The organism is Paraburkholderia sp. RL18-085-BIA-A (assembly GCF_046027075.1).
Classification (GTDB): Bacteria; Pseudomonadota; Gammaproteobacteria; order Burkholderiales; family Burkholderiaceae; genus Paraburkholderia.
In genome coordinates this window covers 54067-69617 of the sequence record NZ_JARESU010000042.1, presented here as the reverse complement: position 1 = coordinate 69617, position 15551 = coordinate 54067, and the positions used below count along the sequence as shown (strand labels likewise).

Below are 15551 nucleotides of genomic sequence, written 5' to 3'. Positions count from 1 at the left end.
GGCGTCCCTTGTGCGGCCCCGCGGGGGGCCAAACCTTTATTGTTTGGCCGCGCCGCCCGGCGGGCGCCCCCGCCGCGGTGGCTTCACCGTTACCGTTCTCGCGCGATTTTCTCGTTCCCCTCTTGCCTCGACGGGGCGGCCGCCACCCTTGGCCGCTTCGGCTCACCACATTCAATTCCGCTTACCCGAACATAGCCCGCACTCCGTTGGAGTGCGGGCGAGACCGCGCCCTACGAGGATAGACGACGGGGCCACCGAGGCCGCGACCTTAGCGAGCCGCAGCCATAAAAAAACCGCCCGGGATCGCTCCCGGGCGGTTCTTCAAACAACTGCGCTACCTGCTAACGCGTCGCTCAGTGCAGCTGATCGACCATCAGACTCATGATCTGCTTGGCCTGCGGGCTTTCGTCGATCGCGCCCTTGTCGTCGACCACGGCCACGCGCGTTTGATCCGGCGTCACCGCGCGCACGTTCACGCGATACTGCTTGGCGACCTTCTCCTTCTTGCCGTGGAACACCTGGCTCCAGAAGCCCTGTTCGGCCGACGACATGTCCTTCGGATCGACGTAGCGCACGAAGTACAGGCCACGGCTCAGATCGCGGTCGTCGACCGTGAAGTTGCTGCGGTCGAGCGCGAGGCCCACGCGCAGCCAGGCCCGGTCATAGGGCTCGCCGAGCGTGAGTTCGGTCGACGAGAACTGCGCCCCCGTGTTCGCCGAGTCCGCATCCGGCATCGGCTGCTGGGCCGACAGCGAGACGTTCTGCGCGGCCGTGGCCGCAGCCGCCGATTTCGCATTCGCGGTCGCCGCGTTCGGCGCCGTTTGCGTGCCGGCCGGCGTCAGCTCGGCGGTTTGGCCGCCGCCCGACTTCGCGCGCGCATCGGCCAGCGCGAGCGCCGCCATCAGGCGCTTCAGATATTCCTGTTCCAGGGCCGGATCGTTCGGCTTCGGCTGCCACTGGCTCGAATCGTTGTTCGTGCCGGTGAGCGCCTCGCGCATGCCCTTCTGGCTGATGAACACGTAGGTGCCGCCGTTCGGCGCCGGTTCGAGACGCGTGCGGTACTTGTTGCGCTCCGACGTGACGTAGCTGTTGCCCATCGTCTTGGACAGCGTGTTGCGGATGAAGCCGTCGTTAATCTGCGCGTACGATTCGTTCCAGTCGGTTTCCATCACGCCCTTGTCGCGCTGGTCGACCACCAGCAGGAAGCCCTGTTCCTGCCAGAAGCGGCGGATCGGCGCCCATGCGGCGTCGGGCGCCTTGTCGTCGATCACGAGCCAGCTTTCCGTGCCGTCACGCTGGATATGCATGCCGCTGACGGGCGGCACCACCGGCACCGTACCGCTGTTCGACGGCGCTTGCGCCTGGACCTGCTTGAGCGAGGACAACGACGTTTCGCCGCCTTGCGGGGGCAACGAACGCTGATCGGCCGTCTCATCGATCATGTTCGGCGGCACGGCGAGTGACACCTGCTTCGATCTGGAGTCGCTCTTGTAGTCGATTTTGGTCGGCGACGAAGTGCCGCAGCCGGCGACCAGCCCGCCCGCCATCAGCATTACTGCAAACCGCTTGGTAAGACGAAGATCAGTCATGTTCGGGGAATCCTTCCGCTACGCCACGGCAAGTTTCCGTGGATCAACCCAACATTTTACCGGTCCCGGCGAGCCATGTGCAAAAACTGGGGTTTGCCCGCGAATGGGGCAGCGTGCGCACGCGCGCAACGCGCGCCGTGGCGCGGCCCGTGAGCGTGCGCAAAGCACCTCTTTCAGCCCATCTTTCCGCGCATTTTCGCCAGCAAAGCCGTCATCCGCGCCGCCGCGCAAGCTGCCTTCCACCCGCATATTTAACGTTTGACAACTTTTCCGAATCAACAATCGGACGATCCCTACATTTGCGTCAGATCCTTGTTTTAAAACGAACTTTTCTGACGCGCCCGGCGACTATTTTGAGATCGCGCGCGATGCGCTGACGACGCCCAATTCAATCATCGAGAAGGCCGGGTGTTACCGTGATTTCGGATATCTCAATAAGACCCGACCACGCCGGACCACGAGGCCGACCACCATGCTCAAGTCACGTTTTTGCCGCCCCCTCGCCGTCTGGGCGCTCACGACCGGCGTCCTCTGCGCGAGCTCGGCCGCGCATGCCGAACTGGGCGGCACCATGCCGGATCACGCCGACGCGGCCGCGAGCGCGCCACGCACGCTGCTCAACGGCGCGCTGCGCGTGCGCACGCTGACCGATGCCGGCAACACCACGATCAACGAATACGCGACGAGCACCGGCCGGATCGTCGGCTATGCGTGGGAAGGCCCGACCATGCCGGATCTGGACGCGTTGCTCGGCAAGTACGCCGACTCCTATCACACGGGCGCCGCCACGTCGGTGCGCGACGGCAACCTGCACACCTCGCGGATCGCGCGGCCGGACGTGATCGTCGAATCCGGCGGCCCGATGCGCGGCTACCTTGGACGCGCGTGGCTGCCCGCTGCGCTGCCGCCCGGCGTCACCGCGCACGACCTGCAATAACGCGGCCGAGCCCTCAACGCCCCTCGATGACAACCGAGACCTTGACATGACAGCCTCTTCCCGACTCCATGCCCTGCTTCTCGTTTGCGCGTGTCTGGCCGGTTGCGGCGGCGGCGGTGGCGACACCCCGGCCAGCTCATCGCCGACCGGCGCGCCCAGCAACCCGGGCGGCGCCAGCACACCCGCGGCCGGCACATCGTCCGGCGCGTCTGGCTCCGGCGCGTCCGTCAGCGTGCCTCAGTCGACTACGCCGAACGTCCAGCCGATCTCGGTCACCGTCGCGCCCGGCCTGACGCGCAACATGTTGACAACCAGCGTCACCGTCTGCCAGTCCGGCACCAGCAACTGCGCGACGATCGACGATATTCAGGTCGACACCGGCTCGAACGGCCTGCGAATTCTCGCCTCAGCGCTGCCGGCCAGTCTCGCGCTGCCGGCGCTGCCCTCGGGCAGCGGCGTCACGGGCGAATGCGCAGCGTTCGGCAGCGGCTACACGTGGGGGGCGGTGCGCAGCGCGGACGTGCGCATGGCCGGCCAGCTGGCCGCATCGATTCCGATCCATCTGATCGCCGACGCGACGCTCCCCACCGTGCCCGCCGACTGCGCGAGCGCCGGCCCGGCGATGCAGACGGTCGCGAGCCTGCGTGGCAACGGCATTCTCGGCGTGGGCCTGTTCACGTCCGACTGCGGCGGCGGCTGCGCCAGCGCCGCGCTGCCGCGCTGGTACTACAGGTGCACCGCCGGCGGCAACTGTGTGGCGAGCGCGCAGGCGCTCGCGCAGCAGGTGACCAATCCGGTAAGCCGCTTCGCGCTCGACAACAACGGCGTGGTGATCGACCTTCCCGCCATCGCCGACACCGGCGCGCCCAGCGTAGCGGGCTCGCTGATCTTCGGCATCGACACCCAGGCGAACAACACGCTCGCAGGCGCGAGCGTCGTCAAGGCGAATGCGACGAGCGGCTACGTGGTCACGACCGAGAACGGCCAGACCTATGCGCGCAGTTATATCGACAGCGGCTCGAACGGGATCTTCTTCCCCGATACCCAGCTCCAGCAGTGCGGCTACTGGTACTGCCCGAGTTCGCCGCAAACGGCCAGCGCCGTCATCGCCGGCACGAACGGTATGTCGAGCACGGTGTCGTTCTCGATCGGCAATTCGACCCTGCTGTTCGGATCATCGAACAACGCGTTCAACAACCTCGCCGGCGTGGCTGCACGGAGCTTCAGCTGGGGCTTGCCGTTCTTCTTCGGACGACGTGTCTACACGGCGATCGCGTCGCGCGACACATCGGCCGGGCCGGGGCCTTATTACGCATTCTGAGCGCGCGGCTGCGGCGCAATGACGGGCCGGGCGAGATTCCCGACTACGCGGAAACTTCGCAAATTCATTGGCGAGCGGAATTTGGTATAGGGCGGCGGTCACAATTCGAGGTTCCCGCCAGCTTCTTTTCAAGAAAGTTAGCGATCCATATTGAAAAAACCGCCCGATGGAAGACCCCACTTTTTCGCTCGACGATTTCGAACAACTCGTTTATACGCGACAGCACGTCAAAGCTTCGATCCAGCTGATCGCCGCGCTGGCGCTCCTGCAACAGAAACGCGGCAAGCTCGACGAGAGCTTCCTCGCCTCGGGCATGCTCGGTCTGAGCGCGGCCGAGCAGCGCCAGCGCTTCTGCACGCGCCTCGCGAGCGCGGCCTCGACGTTGTTCGCCGACCCGCAGTTCGAGTTGCCGCCCGGCTGTTTCAGACTGCTGCTCACGCTGCACGAATGGACCGGCCTGCTGTTCGCCAGCACGCCGTTCGGCAATGCGGACCATGTGGCGCGCCACCTGAATCCGCGCGGTCCGCAGAACACGGAGTTTCTCGCCGGCGACCGCTTCGTCGAAAAACTGTGCGCGCTGTATTCGACCGAGTCCGAACTGGAACTCGACCTGGCCGCGCTGTGGGCGCACGACAAAACACTCGCGGCCAGCCTTGCGCTGGTCCTGCTCGCGCCGGTCTTCAAAGGCTCGGCGAACGCGCATCTCAAGCGCGAGGCGCTGATCGAATGGCTGCCCGGCAAACTGCGGCAGATCGACGATCTCGACGACCTGCCGACCGCTTTGCTGCACAACGCTTACATGTTCTGCAGCTATGCGGATACGCCGCGCCGGCATGAAATCAAGCGGGACATCAACGAACTCGTGCGGCGCAAGCTGGCGCAATTGGGGCTGACCGATCTGCCGGCGCCGAAGCCGAAGTCACGGCCCAAGCCGCTGCCCGCGCAACGCGTGCGCCGCACACGGCACGCGCGGAAACCGCTGATGATCGTCGTGCTGGAGTGGTTCAGCGGCGCCCATTCCATCTACCGCACGCACTCGCGCACGCTCGAAGCCGCGCGCGAGTATTTCGAGGTGGTGGGCTTCGGCTTCGGCTACGCGGTCGACGAGCTCGGGCGTGCGGTGTTCGATCGCTTCATCGAGCTGAAGGAGCCGGATTACATCGGCGAGTGCCTGCAAACGATCCGCGACTTCGCCGAGACCGAACAGCCGGACGTGCTGTATATGCCGAGCGTCGGCATGTTCGTGCTGACGGTGTTCATGTCGAACCTGCGCGTCGCGCCGCTGCAGATCGCCGGTCTCGGTCACCCGGCCACCACGCATTCGGACAAGATCGACTGCGTCAGCGTCGAGGCGGACTACGTCGGCGACCCAGCCTGCTTCAGCGAACGCCTGATGATTCTGCCGAAAGACGGTCAGCCGTACCGGCCGTCGGTGGCGCTGCCCGATATCGTCGAGCGGATTCCGCCGCCGCGCGAGCGGCTGGAAATCGTCATCACGGCGAGCGCGATGAAGCTGAACCCAGGCTTTCTCGATGCATGTCGCGAGATCGTCGCGCGCGCGGCGACGCCCGTGGAGTTTCACTTCATGAGCGGCGTGCCGGCCGGGCTGCCGCTCGACCGGATGCGCTACGTGATCGGCAACGCGCTGCCGGGCGCGCTCGTGCACGGCTTCCACGATTACGCGGGCTATCTGGAGCGTGTCAATCGGGCAGATCTGTTTCTGAGTCCGTTTCCGTTCGGCAATACCAACGGAATCGTCGATGCGATCACGCTGGGGCTACCGGGCGTCTGCAAGCGCGGGGCGGAAGTGTTCGAGCGGATCGATGGTGCGCTGTTCGAGCGGGTGGGGATGCCGTCCTGGGCCGTGGCGGATAGCGTGGAAGACTATGTCGCCGCTGCGGTGCGGATGATCGATGGTCATGTTGAACGCGCTGAGTTGCGGCGGCGATTGATCGATACGCGGGCGGTGGAGCGGTGCTTCGAAGGGCGGCCTCAGGCATTTGGCGAAAGCGTGTTGGAGCTTTTGCGGGCGAACAACAGTACGCGTGTGGGGGCGGTGGCTTCAGGTGAGCGGTGATGCCGGGGTCGAGCGGTGTGAGTCGCGTGTGGCAAGCGGCAGTGAGTTTGCGCGTTGCGGTCTGCGAAGCGGTGTTTCCTTGAGCGGCCGCATGGCGTTGCGGAACTGCAATTTGCTGGCGAAGGCGCGCGCCCCGTGCCATGAGAAGTGCCGCGCAACTTGTCCGGCAGCACGCTCGCCGGTACCGCACCGCTGACGATGCGCATTAACCGGCGGCTTTCCCCTCGGCCGGCGTGGCAAGCCTGGCCGGCGCCAGCCAGCGGAATACGTTCAGCTCCTCGCCGTGGAACGTGCACTCGGCCGCCGCTGGAAGCTTGACCGTCTTCGGCTTTGCCGGCTTCTGCGTCGACACCTCGACATTCGAAGCCCCTACCGACGACGCCGCTCCAACACCCGATGCAACGGACGCCGCTCGCGCACCCGACGCCCCGGCCGGCGCGGACGCCGCAAGCGCGGACGCGGCCGGCTTGGCCGCCGCCACTTCCGAAGCGGTCATCACATGCTCGATCGTTCCTTCGACCACCACCCGCGAGCCGCGAATGGCGACGGCTCGATGCGCGACTGTCAGCGTATCCTGCGACGTGTCGGCCAGCTTGTTTCGCATCAACTGCTCACATGCGCCCGAGTTCCTGGTGACAGCCGTGCAGGCGGCCAGCAATGCGGCAGCAGTCGTAACGCAGGCGATAGAGAGTGTCCGAATCTTCATTGACGTTCCGTTTTTCAAGCCGTCGGCAATTGTAGCGTACCGACCTGTCGATCGACATCGGACACGTATACCGGCTTGATCGAGCGATAGGCTCGTTGACCGTGTACTTCCAGAAACGCGACACCGCGACTGCTTGACTGCGGCGATTCGCACCGGCATCGTGTCGACCGTCCGCCATCGCCACGTCGCAGCACGCCCGGCTCGATCCGCCGATGAGCGCCGCGCCATTTCCCTGACTCTCACTCAGTCCGTATCGCCCGCCCCCGCATGCTTAACCTTGTTCTTCTCGCGACCGTGGCTTACGCCGCCACCAATATCGACAACCTGTTCGTGCTGCTCGCGTTCCTTGCGCAAGCGCGAAGCGGGCGACAGCGCGTGATCGCCGGACAGTGCGCGGGCTCGCTGATCCTGATCGCGGGATCAATCCTGTTCGCGGCATTACTGATGCATCTGCCCGCCGGATATCCCGGCCTGCTCGGCCTGCTGCCGATCGGAGTCGGGTTGAGCCAGGCGTGGGAGCACCTTGGGCCCGGCTTTGCGCAGTGGACGAAAGCCGGCCAGGACGACGCGCGCGCGGGCGCTGGCGCAACGGCATCGAGTGCATCGGCCGCTGCCGCCGCGCTGTCCAACGCGGCTTCAACTTCGTCAACCCGCGCCTCATCCTTCCTGACCGTAGCCGGCGTGGCAATTGCCAACGGCTCCGACAATCTCGCCGTGTATGTGCCGCTGTACGCCAGTCATACGCCCAGCGAGAACGCGCTGATCTCGCTGGTGTTCGTCGTCATGACCGGGCTGTGGTGCGCGGCGGCGTTATGGCTTGTCGAGCATCCGCTGCTGGGCGCGCCGATCCGCCGCTACGGCACCGCGCTACTGCCGCTGATCCTGCTGGCGATCGGCGTATCGGTGATCGCGCGCGACGATACGTTGCGGCTCGTGTTCGGGATCTGACCGGGGGCGGTGGTGCGTGCAAGGATGCGCGGCTGTCCGGCGCGCGATGCGGCACGACCGTCGCGGGTGCGAATTTTCAGTTCGACGGCGTCGGCATCGGCATCGGTTGCGTCGGCTGCACGTAAGTCCGCACGCCGGCAAGCGGCGCGCCATATCCGCCCGCGCTGGCGTGATTCGGCAGACCGTTGACCAGTTGCGCGCGCGGATCGGTCGGGTTCAGATTCAGTTCGCCGGCCTGCTGGTTGCCATGGGTCGGATATTCGCTGCCGCGCGGCGCATCCGGCATTAGGCGCGTGCTGTTTTGCGGCGCGTTCATGTCGTTCTGCACGCTCAGGCCCTGCGCGCCCGCGTGCGCGGCAAACCCGCACAAGGCGGCGCACAGCAGGCCCAGTACTGCCCTCGATGTCGTCGATATTCGTTTCATGCCAGCCTCCGGAAAAGTGAGATGAAAGGGATCATGTCCGCGCGTTCGGCCTCGGCGCAGCAGCGCGCTGCGTACGGGGATCACACCATTTATACGCGCGGGCGCGCTCTTCGGATTCGAGCAGCGGTGCGATCACCGCCCTAACTCAAATTCGACTCAAACCTAAGCTTATGTCGATTGCGGATTTCTTTCCGATCCGATCGCACCCGATAATGGCTGCCATGAACACCCAACCCCACTCCCCCGCCCGCGCGCTGCATGCGACGCTCGCGGCATTCGGCGCGGCGCTGCTGCTGGCGGCTTGCGCCGGCCCTGCGGCGCCGGATATGCCGTCGACGCCGACTTCGACGTCAGCGGCACCAGCCAATCCCGCCTTACTCGACGCCGCGATCTCGGGCCCGCAACGCACCAACAAAGCCCGCGAGCGCGACCTCTACCGTCATCCGAAAGAAACGCTGCAATTCTTCGAACTCACGCCGTCGCAAAGCGTGCTCGAAATCGCGCCGGGCGGCGGCTGGTACACGGAAATACTCGCTCCGTATCTGCACGACCACGGCAAGCTTTACGAAGCGCAGTACGACGGCCCGCAAGGCGCGCCGTCGGCCGAGGCGCAGGCCGGGCGCGCCGCTTTCGCGCGCAAACTGGCGGCCACGCCCGCCGTCTACGGCAACGTGGTGGTCGGCACGCTGCACGCGGGCCAGTTCAGCGGCTTTCCCGCCGACGCCAGCGTCGACCGGGTGCTGACCTTCCGCAATATCCACAACTGGATCAAGGACGGCGAGATCGACGCGAACCTGCGCGCCTTTTATGCCGCGCTCAAGCCGGGCGGCATCCTCGGCGTCGAGGAACACCGCGCGGCGCCGGGCACGTCTCTGCAACAGACCATCGACAGCGGCTACGTGAGCCAGGACTACGTGATCGCCCACGCGCGGGCGGCCGGCTTCGAACTGCTCGGCGAAAGCGAAGTGAACAGCAATCCGCGCGACACGAAAAACTACCCGCACGGCGTGTGGTCGCTGCCGCCGAGCTACGAGGGCGGCGACGTCGACCGGGCGAAATACGCGGCGATCGGCGAATCGGACCGTATGACCCTGCGCTTCGCGAAACCGCTGCGTTGATCGTCGGCGCCCCTTGACGCCGTCCCGATAATATGTTCCCATTGCGCACTATGTACCGCGCCCAGACCACCCTATCGCTACTACTAGCCCGCTCTACCGGGCTAGGTCTGCTGCTGCGCGCTTCCACCTGATACACCGAAGCACCGCTTGATTCCCCAGTAACTGACCCAGCCCCGGTTTCCGACCGGCGGCCTTGTATCGCTTCTTTGTCGTCCGGTCGACTCCCAGCCTTCTGGTCTCAACCTCGGATGATGAAAATGTTGAAAAACCCTGCTACCAAATACCGTTCGTTCAAGCCCATCAATTTGACGGACCGCCAGTGGCCGTCGCGCACCATTACCCGCGCGCCGATCTGGATGAGCACCGACCTGCGCGACGGCAACCAGGCGCTGTTCGAGCCGATGAACGCGCAGCGCAAGATGCGCATGTTCAAGACGCTGGTGCAGATCGGTTTCAAGGAAATCGAAGTGGCGTTTCCGTCGGCGTCGCAGACCGATTTCAATTTCGTCCGTGAGTTGATCGAAGGCGGCCATATCCCCGACGACGTGACGATCGAAGTGTTGACGCAAGCCCGCGACGATCTCATCGAACGCACTTTCGAATCGTTGCGCGGCGCGCCGCGCGCGATCGTCCACCTGTACAACGCGACCGCGCCGGAATTCCGCAAGATCGTCTTCGGTCTGGAAAAGAGCGGCGTCAAGGAACTCGCGCAAAAAGCCGCCCGCACGATGAAGCGTCTCGCCGACGCCACGCCGCAAACGCACTTCACGTTGCAGTACAGCCCGGAAGTGTTCAGCGGCACCGAACTCGAATTCGCGAAGGAAGTGTGCGACGCGGTGTTCGACATCTGGGAACCGACGCCCGAGCACAAGGCCATCGTCAACTTGCCGGCCACCGTCGAAATGGCCACGCCGAACGTCTACGCGGACCAGATCGAATGGATGCACCGCAATCTCGCGCGCCGCGATTCGCTGATCGTGTCGGTGCACCCGCATAACGACCGCGGCACCGCGGTCGCCGCGGCGGAACTCGCGGTGATGGCCGGCGCGGATCGCGTCGAAGGCTGCCTGTTCGGCAATGGCGAGCGCACCGGCAACGTGGATCTGGTCACGCTTGCGTTGAACCTGTACACGCAGGGTGTCGACCCCGAACTGGATTTCTCGAACATCAACGAAGTCGCGCGCACCGCCGAGGAATGCACGCAGTTGCCCGTTCATCCGCGTCATCCGTATGTCGGCGATCTGGTGTTCACCGCGTTCTCCGGCTCGCATCAGGATGCGATCAAGAAGGGCTTCGCCGCGCAGAAGCCGGACGCGATCTGGGAAGTGCCGTACATGCCGATCGACCCGAGCGATCTCGGCCGCACCTACGATTCGGTGATCCGCGTGAACAGCCAGTCGGGCAAGGGCGGCATCGCCTATCTGCTCGAACAGGGCTATGGCGTCGCGTTGCCGCGCCGCCTGCAAGTCGATTTCAGCTCGGCCGTGCAGCGCTATACCGACGACAGCGGCCAGGAAGTCACGCCCGCGCAGATCTGGGAATTGTTCCAGCAGGAATATGTGCGGACCGTCGAACCGGTTCATTACATCGGCCATAGCCTCGCCGAGCGTGACGGACGCGAACATATCAAGCTCACGGTCGAAATCAACGGCACGCGCCGCGTGCTGAGCGGCGCCGGCAATGGTCCGCTCGACGCGTTGATGCACGCGATCGGCGCGCCGGTGCGGATTCAGCACTATGAGGAACGCGCGTTGACTCAAGGGGCGGACGCGCGCGCGATCGCGGTCGCCGAAATGGCCGGCCCTGATGTGCCCGGCAGTGCGTTCGGCGTCGGCATCGACGCGAATCTGGTGACGGCCTCGATTCGCGCGGTGATCAGCGGCGTGAATCGCGCGTATGCTCGCGCCAATGCGCAAGCTCAGGAGCGTTTCTTCGACGCCGCGTTGAATGACGCGACGGAGGATGTGGCGGTTTGAGGTTCGAGCGCGCTGTAGTCGCTTGACGTGTGCGAGGGGGCGCTTCGGCGTCCCCTCTTCATTTTGTGCGCCGCTTTGCGCTGCGCTTACTGGAACACGTCCCTGCCAAAATACTTGTGCGAGATTCTCGCGTAAGTACCGTCTGTCCTGAGGTGCGCAATCGCCTTGTTGAGCGCCGCGCGCAACTTCGGGCTGCCCTTGCGGATCAGCACCGCGGACTTGTCGCTGCTGTCTGGCGAAGTATCGATCGCGACGACCTTCACCTTCGCATCCGGCGCGTGCTTTTTCAGGTCGAGGAACGACAGCGAGTCGTTGACCGTCGCATCGACGCGCCCCGCGCCCAGCAGTTCGATCGACTCGTTGAAGCCCTTTGCCGGGATCACTTGCGCGCCGTGCGCAGCCGCGATCCTGCCGACGTTGCTGGTCAGCGTATTGGCCGACTTCCTGCCCTTCAGGTCGTCGAAACTCCTGATCGTGGTGTTGTCCGCCGCGACGATCAGCACCGCGTGCGACGTGATGTACGGATCGGAATAATCGTATTTGAGCTTGCGCGCGTCGGTGATGGCTATTTCGTTGATCACCACGTCGTAGCGGTTCACATCGAGACCGGCGATCAGACCGTCCCATTTGCTTTCGATGAATTGCGGCTTCACGCCCAGGCGCTGCGCGATCGCCGTGCCGAGTTCCACGTCGAAGCCGGTCAGCCTGCCCGCATCGTCGTGATAGGTGAACGGCGCATAGCTGCCCTCCGTGCCGATGCGGAGCACGCCGGTAGATCTGATTTGCGCGAGTGCGTCGCCAGCGAATGCCGGGCTCGATACCGGACTCAATGCCAGGCACGCCGCCATTTGCAACAGCGTGGCCAATACCATGGAACGAATCGGCTTCATCGAGGGGCTCCGTCAGGTTTGCGACAGCGGTGGCCGGGTCTTGTATTCGACCGTTCCCACCGGAACTCGCGCCCAGCGGAATGGGCGGACTGTAGCAAACCGTCCGGATTTTTCAAAGGATCAGAATTGCCGAGGCGCGGCGCTTGCGCGGCGTGCGCGCTGTCGTGATGCGCAACGGCGGGAGATGCCGGCGCGAAGGCGAACCTCGCGAAACCGCTCGCGATGCGCGAGCAATTGCCCGATCGCAGTGGAAGCCCTGAGGTCCATCATTCTGAGTCGATGAGCGACGCTTGATCTTAAGTGTGCGCAGAGTATCAGACTGAATCGGGAACCGAAACTAGGCCCGGCCGGCTCTTGCCACTGCCTTTTCGGGGCAGGCCGGCCCAATGAACGCGTGCCGCGGCGCCGGGACGCCCGACGCCGCACCACTGCCAACCCGGTGCAACAGCCCCTAGCGCTCCACCGGATGCGGCTCCTTCCGCTTGTTAGCAACCCGCACCGCATCGAAGTAAGCCGAATTGGGCGGCCGCTTCAGATAACGCCCCGCGCCGCGCACCGCGCGCAATTCACCGTCGGTCCACGCGAGCGCGCCGCGCGTGAGCGTATGCATCGCGATGCCCTGCACCGTCATCCCTTCGAACACGTTGAAGTCGACCTTCTGATGATGCGTGTTCACGGAAATCGTTTTGCTAGCGTTCGGGTCCCACACCACGAGGTCGGCGTCCGCGCCGACACGCACCGCGCCTTTACGCGGATACAGGTTGAAAATCTGCGCGGCATTGGTCGACGTGATGCGCACGAATTCATTCGGCGTGAGACGCCCCGAATTCACGCCGTGATGCCAGAGCACCGCCATGCGATCCTCGACACCGCCGCAGCCGTTCGGAATCTTCGTGAAGTCCTCGCGGCCCATCGCCTTCTGCGACGCGCAGAACACGCAGTGATCGGTCGCCGTGGTGTGCAGTTGGCCCGCCTGCAAGCCACGCCACAATGCCTCGCGATGTTCGGCCGAGCGAAACGGCGGGCTCATCACGTGCGCGGCCGCGCGGGTCCAGTCGGGATCGCGGTACACGGCTTCATCGATCACCAGATGGCCCGGCAACACTTCGCCGAACACGCGCAAGCCCTCGCTGCGCGCACGCGCGATCGCATCGACCGCGTCTTTCGCGGACACGTGCACGATGTACACCGGCACGCCCAGCACCTGCGCGATGCGGATCGCGCGGTTGGCCGCTTCACCTTCAACTTCGGGCGGCCGCGATAACGGATGCGCCTCCGGACCCTTGAAGCCTTTGGCCAGCAACTGGCGCTGCAACTGGAACACCAGCTCGCCGTTTTCCGCATGCACGGTGGGCAGCGCGCCGAGTTCGAGCGAACGCGAGAAGCTGTTCACCAGCACTTCGTCGTCGGCCATGATCGCGTTCTTGTAGGCCATGAAGTGCTTGAAGCTCGATACGCCGTGTTCATGCACGAGCGTGCCCATGTCGCGATAGACCGACTCGTCCCACCACGTCACCGCAACGTGAAAGCCGTAGTCCGCCGACGCCTTCTCCGCCCAGCCGCGCCATTCGTTGAACGCTTCCATCAGCGGTTGCTTCGGACTCGGAATCACGAAGTCGATGATGCTGGTCGTGCCGCCCGACAAACCCGCCGCCGTGCCCGTATAGAAATCGTCGCTCGCGGTAGTGCCCATGAATGGCAATTCCATGTGCGTGTGCGGGTCGATGCCGCCGGGCATCACGTACTGCCCGCCCGCATCGACGATCGTCGCGCCCGCCGGCGCCTCCAGGTGCGCGCCGATCTGCAGGATCGTGCCGCCGTCTTGCGGGTCCGCACACAACACGTCCGCACGATATGTGTTCTCCGCGTCGATAATCGTGCCGCCGCGAATCAGGGTCGTCATGTTGCCGCCTCCTTATGAACTGCTGGTTTCGATGTTGCGTACTTCATCCGTACTCAGGCGCTCGCCACGCGTGCGCTCGGTCCCTTGCTCAGCTTCATCCACGCGCTGTATACGATCGACGCCAACGCGAGTCCGACGAACCACGCGTACGTATAGAGCATGTTGAAGATTGCCGGTACGTTCGGAAACGACGCCGGAAACGCGGTGTGCAGGAAGCCCGGCAGATTCGGCAGCACGCCGACGATCAACGCGACCACCGCGCCGATGTTCCAGCCGCCGGTGTAGCTGTATTCGCCCTGCTCGTCGAACAGTTCGCGCGTGTCGAGCCGGGTGCCGCGAATCAGAAAGTAGTCGACCATCAGGATGCCGGCCACCGGACCAAGCAACGCCGAGTAACCGACCAGCCACGTGAAGATATAGCCTTGCGTGGTGGCGAGAATCTTCCACGGCATCATCACGATCGCGATGGTCGCGGTGATCATGCCGCCCACACGATACGAAATGCCCTTCGGCCACAGGCTCGAAAAATCGTAGGCGGGGCCCACGAGATTCGCCGCCAGATTGCACGACATCGTGTCGAGCGTCAGGATGATCAGCGCGACGCCGACGCCGATGCCGGTCATGCGGCTCGTCAAGTCGATCGGGTCCCAGATCGCCTTACCGTAGATCACCACGGTCGCCGACGTCACCACCACCGAGATCACCGAGAGCAAAGCCATCGGCACCGGCAAGCCGATCGTCTGGCCGATGATCTGGTCGCGCTGCGTTTTCGCGAAGCGCGTGAAGTCGGGGATATTCAGCGCGAGCGTCGCCCAGAAGCCGACCATCGCGGTGAGGCTCGGCCAGAAAGTCACCCAGAACAGGCCTTCCTTCTTGCCGCCCGGCACGAATTGCGACGGCGCCGACAGCATCGAGCCGAGGCCGCCCGCCTTCGAGGTCGCCCACCACACGAGCGCGACGCACATCACGATCTTGATCGGCGCGGACCAGCTTTCGAGCCGGCGGATCGCTTCGGTGCCGTGCACGATGAAGTAGATCTGCAGCGCCCAGAACACGAGGAAGCACGCGAGTTGCGCGAGCGAGATGTCGAGAAACGGCAGCGCCTCGCCATGCAGCGCGTTGCCGGTGAGAATGTTCAGCAGCGTATAGATCGCGCTGCCGCCGAGCCAGGTCTGAATCCCGTACCAACCGCACGCGACGATCGCCCGCAGCAAGGCCGGCAGTTTTGCGCCGCTCGTGCCGAACGACGAGCGCACCAGCACCGCATAGGGAATGCCGTGCTTCGCGCCCGCGTGACCGATCAACAGCATCGGCACCAGTACGATCAGGTTGCCGAGCAGCACGGTGACGACCGCCTGCCACGGCGACATGCCCTGCTCCGTCAAGCCGGCGGCGAGCATGTACGACGCGATGTTCATCACCATCCCCACCCACAGCGCGGCGAAGTGATACCACCGCCAGGTGCGCTGCGCGGGACCGGTCGGCGCAAGGTCGTCGTTGTAAAGACCGCTGCCCTGCGCGCCGGCCGCGAACTGCGGATCGACGGAATGCGCTGTCTGCTTCATCGAAAGATCTCCACTGGATCGTTGAGGCCCTTGCGGCTTCTGCTGGCGCGTCGGGCCTTTGGGGAAAGACAGGTTCGGTACGGCGCTGCGTTGTTAT

The 15551-nt window shown here is 64.7% G+C and carries 13 protein-coding genes; 7 read left to right on the top strand and 6 right to left on the bottom strand.

The features are described from left to right. Positions 1–353 precede the first annotated feature (353 nt). Entirely contained in the window at positions 354–1589 is a 1236-nt protein-coding gene (bamC, locus tag P0D89_RS25840) for an NlpB/DapX family lipoprotein (protein WP_408377440.1), read from the bottom strand. 38 nt (positions 1590–1627) lie between these two features. Here bamC and P0D89_RS25835 point away from each other — a divergent pair, with 38 nt between their 5' ends. The 4 genes from P0D89_RS25835 (at position 1628) to P0D89_RS25820 (ending at position 5924) form a co-directional block, all read left to right on the top strand. Next, positions 1628–1966 carry a hypothetical protein gene (locus P0D89_RS25835; protein WP_408357931.1) on the top strand — a complete coding sequence of 113 codons (339 nt, stop codon included), beginning with the start codon at positions 1628–1630 and terminating at the stop codon, positions 1964–1966. Between the two features lie 95 nt (positions 1967–2061). Beyond that, positions 2062–2526, top strand: a complete 465-nt coding sequence (locus tag P0D89_RS25830) for a DUF2844 domain-containing protein (RefSeq protein ID WP_408357932.1) — start codon at positions 2062–2064, stop codon at positions 2524–2526. Between the two features lie 46 nt (positions 2527–2572). After that, positions 2573–3847, top strand: coding sequence for a DUF3443 domain-containing protein (locus P0D89_RS25825; protein WP_408357933.1), 1275 nt, complete (start codon positions 2573–2575; stop codon positions 3845–3847). Positions 3848–4013: 166 nt separating this feature from the next. Next, positions 4014–5924, top strand: a complete 1911-nt coding sequence (locus tag P0D89_RS25820) for a glycosyl transferase family 1 (RefSeq protein WP_408357934.1) — start codon at positions 4014–4016, stop codon at positions 5922–5924. A gap of 205 nt (positions 5925–6129) precedes the next feature. On the opposite strand, the gene P0D89_RS25815 is transcribed toward P0D89_RS25820, so the two are convergent. Beyond that, positions 6130–6630, bottom strand: a complete 501-nt coding sequence (locus tag P0D89_RS25815) for a hypothetical protein (protein ID WP_408357935.1) — start codon at positions 6628–6630, stop codon at positions 6130–6132. A gap of 267 nt (positions 6631–6897) precedes the next feature. Here P0D89_RS25815 and P0D89_RS25810 point away from each other — a divergent pair, with 267 nt between their 5' ends. Further along, the gene (locus P0D89_RS25810) at positions 6898–7578 is read left to right on the top strand and encodes a cadmium resistance transporter (RefSeq protein ID WP_408357936.1); all 681 of its coding nucleotides are present in this window, start codon (positions 6898–6900) and stop codon (positions 7576–7578) included. A 76-nt stretch (positions 7579–7654) separates the two neighbouring features. Here P0D89_RS25810 and P0D89_RS25805 read toward each other — a convergent pair whose 3' ends face one another. Continuing rightward, complete coding sequence (locus P0D89_RS25805) at positions 7655–8002, bottom strand: hypothetical protein (protein ID WP_408357937.1); 348 nt, start codon at positions 8000–8002, stop codon at positions 7655–7657. Between the two features lie 212 nt (positions 8003–8214). On the opposite strand from P0D89_RS25805, the gene P0D89_RS25800 reads away from it, so the two are divergent. Next, positions 8215–9120 carry a class I SAM-dependent methyltransferase gene (locus P0D89_RS25800; RefSeq protein ID WP_408357938.1) on the top strand — a complete coding sequence of 302 codons (906 nt, stop codon included), beginning with the start codon at positions 8215–8217 and terminating at the stop codon, positions 9118–9120. Positions 9121–9377: 257 nt separating this feature from the next. Next, positions 9378–11096 (top strand): 2-isopropylmalate synthase, encoded by a 1719-nt coding sequence (gene leuA, locus P0D89_RS25795; RefSeq protein WP_408377438.1) that lies wholly within the window; start codon positions 9378–9380, stop codon positions 11094–11096. 86 nt (positions 11097–11182) lie between these two features. On the opposite strand, the gene P0D89_RS25790 is transcribed toward leuA, so the two are convergent. From P0D89_RS25790 to P0D89_RS25780, 3 genes are all read right to left on the bottom strand, one after another. Next, positions 11183–11986: an amino acid ABC transporter substrate-binding protein gene (locus P0D89_RS25790; protein WP_408357940.1), complete on the bottom strand. Its 804-nt coding sequence runs from the start codon at positions 11984–11986 to the stop codon at positions 11183–11185. A gap of 451 nt (positions 11987–12437) precedes the next feature. Beyond that, entirely contained in the window at positions 12438–13889 is a 1452-nt protein-coding gene (gene hydA / locus P0D89_RS25785; RefSeq protein ID WP_408357941.1) for a dihydropyrimidinase, read from the bottom strand. Between the two features lie 53 nt (positions 13890–13942). Continuing rightward, entirely contained in the window at positions 13943–15454 is a 1512-nt protein-coding gene (locus tag P0D89_RS25780) for an NCS1 family nucleobase:cation symporter-1 (RefSeq protein ID WP_408357942.1), read from the bottom strand. Between the last annotated feature and the right edge of the window lie 97 nt (positions 15455–15551).

Excerpts from the sequence above, each read along its gene's own strand:
- leuA (WP_408377438.1), top strand. The coding sequence starts at position 9,378 with ATGTTGAAAAACCCTGCTACCAAATACCGTTCGTTCAAGCCCATCAAT.
- P0D89_RS25815 (WP_408357935.1), bottom strand. The coding sequence starts at position 6,630 with ATGAAGATTCGGACACTCTCTATCGCCTGCGTTACGACTGCTGCCGCA.
- bamC (WP_408377440.1), bottom strand. The coding sequence starts at position 1,589 with ATGACTGATCTTCGTCTTACCAAGCGGTTTGCAGTAATGCTGATGGCG.
- P0D89_RS25780 (WP_408357942.1), bottom strand. The coding sequence starts at position 15,454 with ATGAAGCAGACAGCGCATTCCGTCGATCCGCAGTTCGCGGCCGGCGCG.
- P0D89_RS25810 (WP_408357936.1), top strand. The coding sequence starts at position 6,898 with ATGCTTAACCTTGTTCTTCTCGCGACCGTGGCTTACGCCGCCACCAAT.
- P0D89_RS25830 (WP_408357932.1), top strand. The coding sequence starts at position 2,062 with ATGCTCAAGTCACGTTTTTGCCGCCCCCTCGCCGTCTGGGCGCTCACG.
- P0D89_RS25805 (WP_408357937.1), bottom strand. The coding sequence starts at position 8,002 with ATGAAACGAATATCGACGACATCGAGGGCAGTACTGGGCCTGCTGTGC.
- P0D89_RS25790 (WP_408357940.1), bottom strand. The coding sequence starts at position 11,986 with ATGAAGCCGATTCGTTCCATGGTATTGGCCACGCTGTTGCAAATGGCG.
- P0D89_RS25825 (WP_408357933.1), top strand. The coding sequence starts at position 2,573 with ATGACAGCCTCTTCCCGACTCCATGCCCTGCTTCTCGTTTGCGCGTGT.
- hydA (WP_408357941.1), bottom strand. The coding sequence starts at position 13,889 with ATGACGACCCTGATTCGCGGCGGCACGATTATCGACGCGGAGAACACA.
- P0D89_RS25820 (WP_408357934.1), top strand. The coding sequence starts at position 4,014 with ATGGAAGACCCCACTTTTTCGCTCGACGATTTCGAACAACTCGTTTAT.
- P0D89_RS25800 (WP_408357938.1), top strand. The coding sequence starts at position 8,215 with ATGGCTGCCATGAACACCCAACCCCACTCCCCCGCCCGCGCGCTGCAT.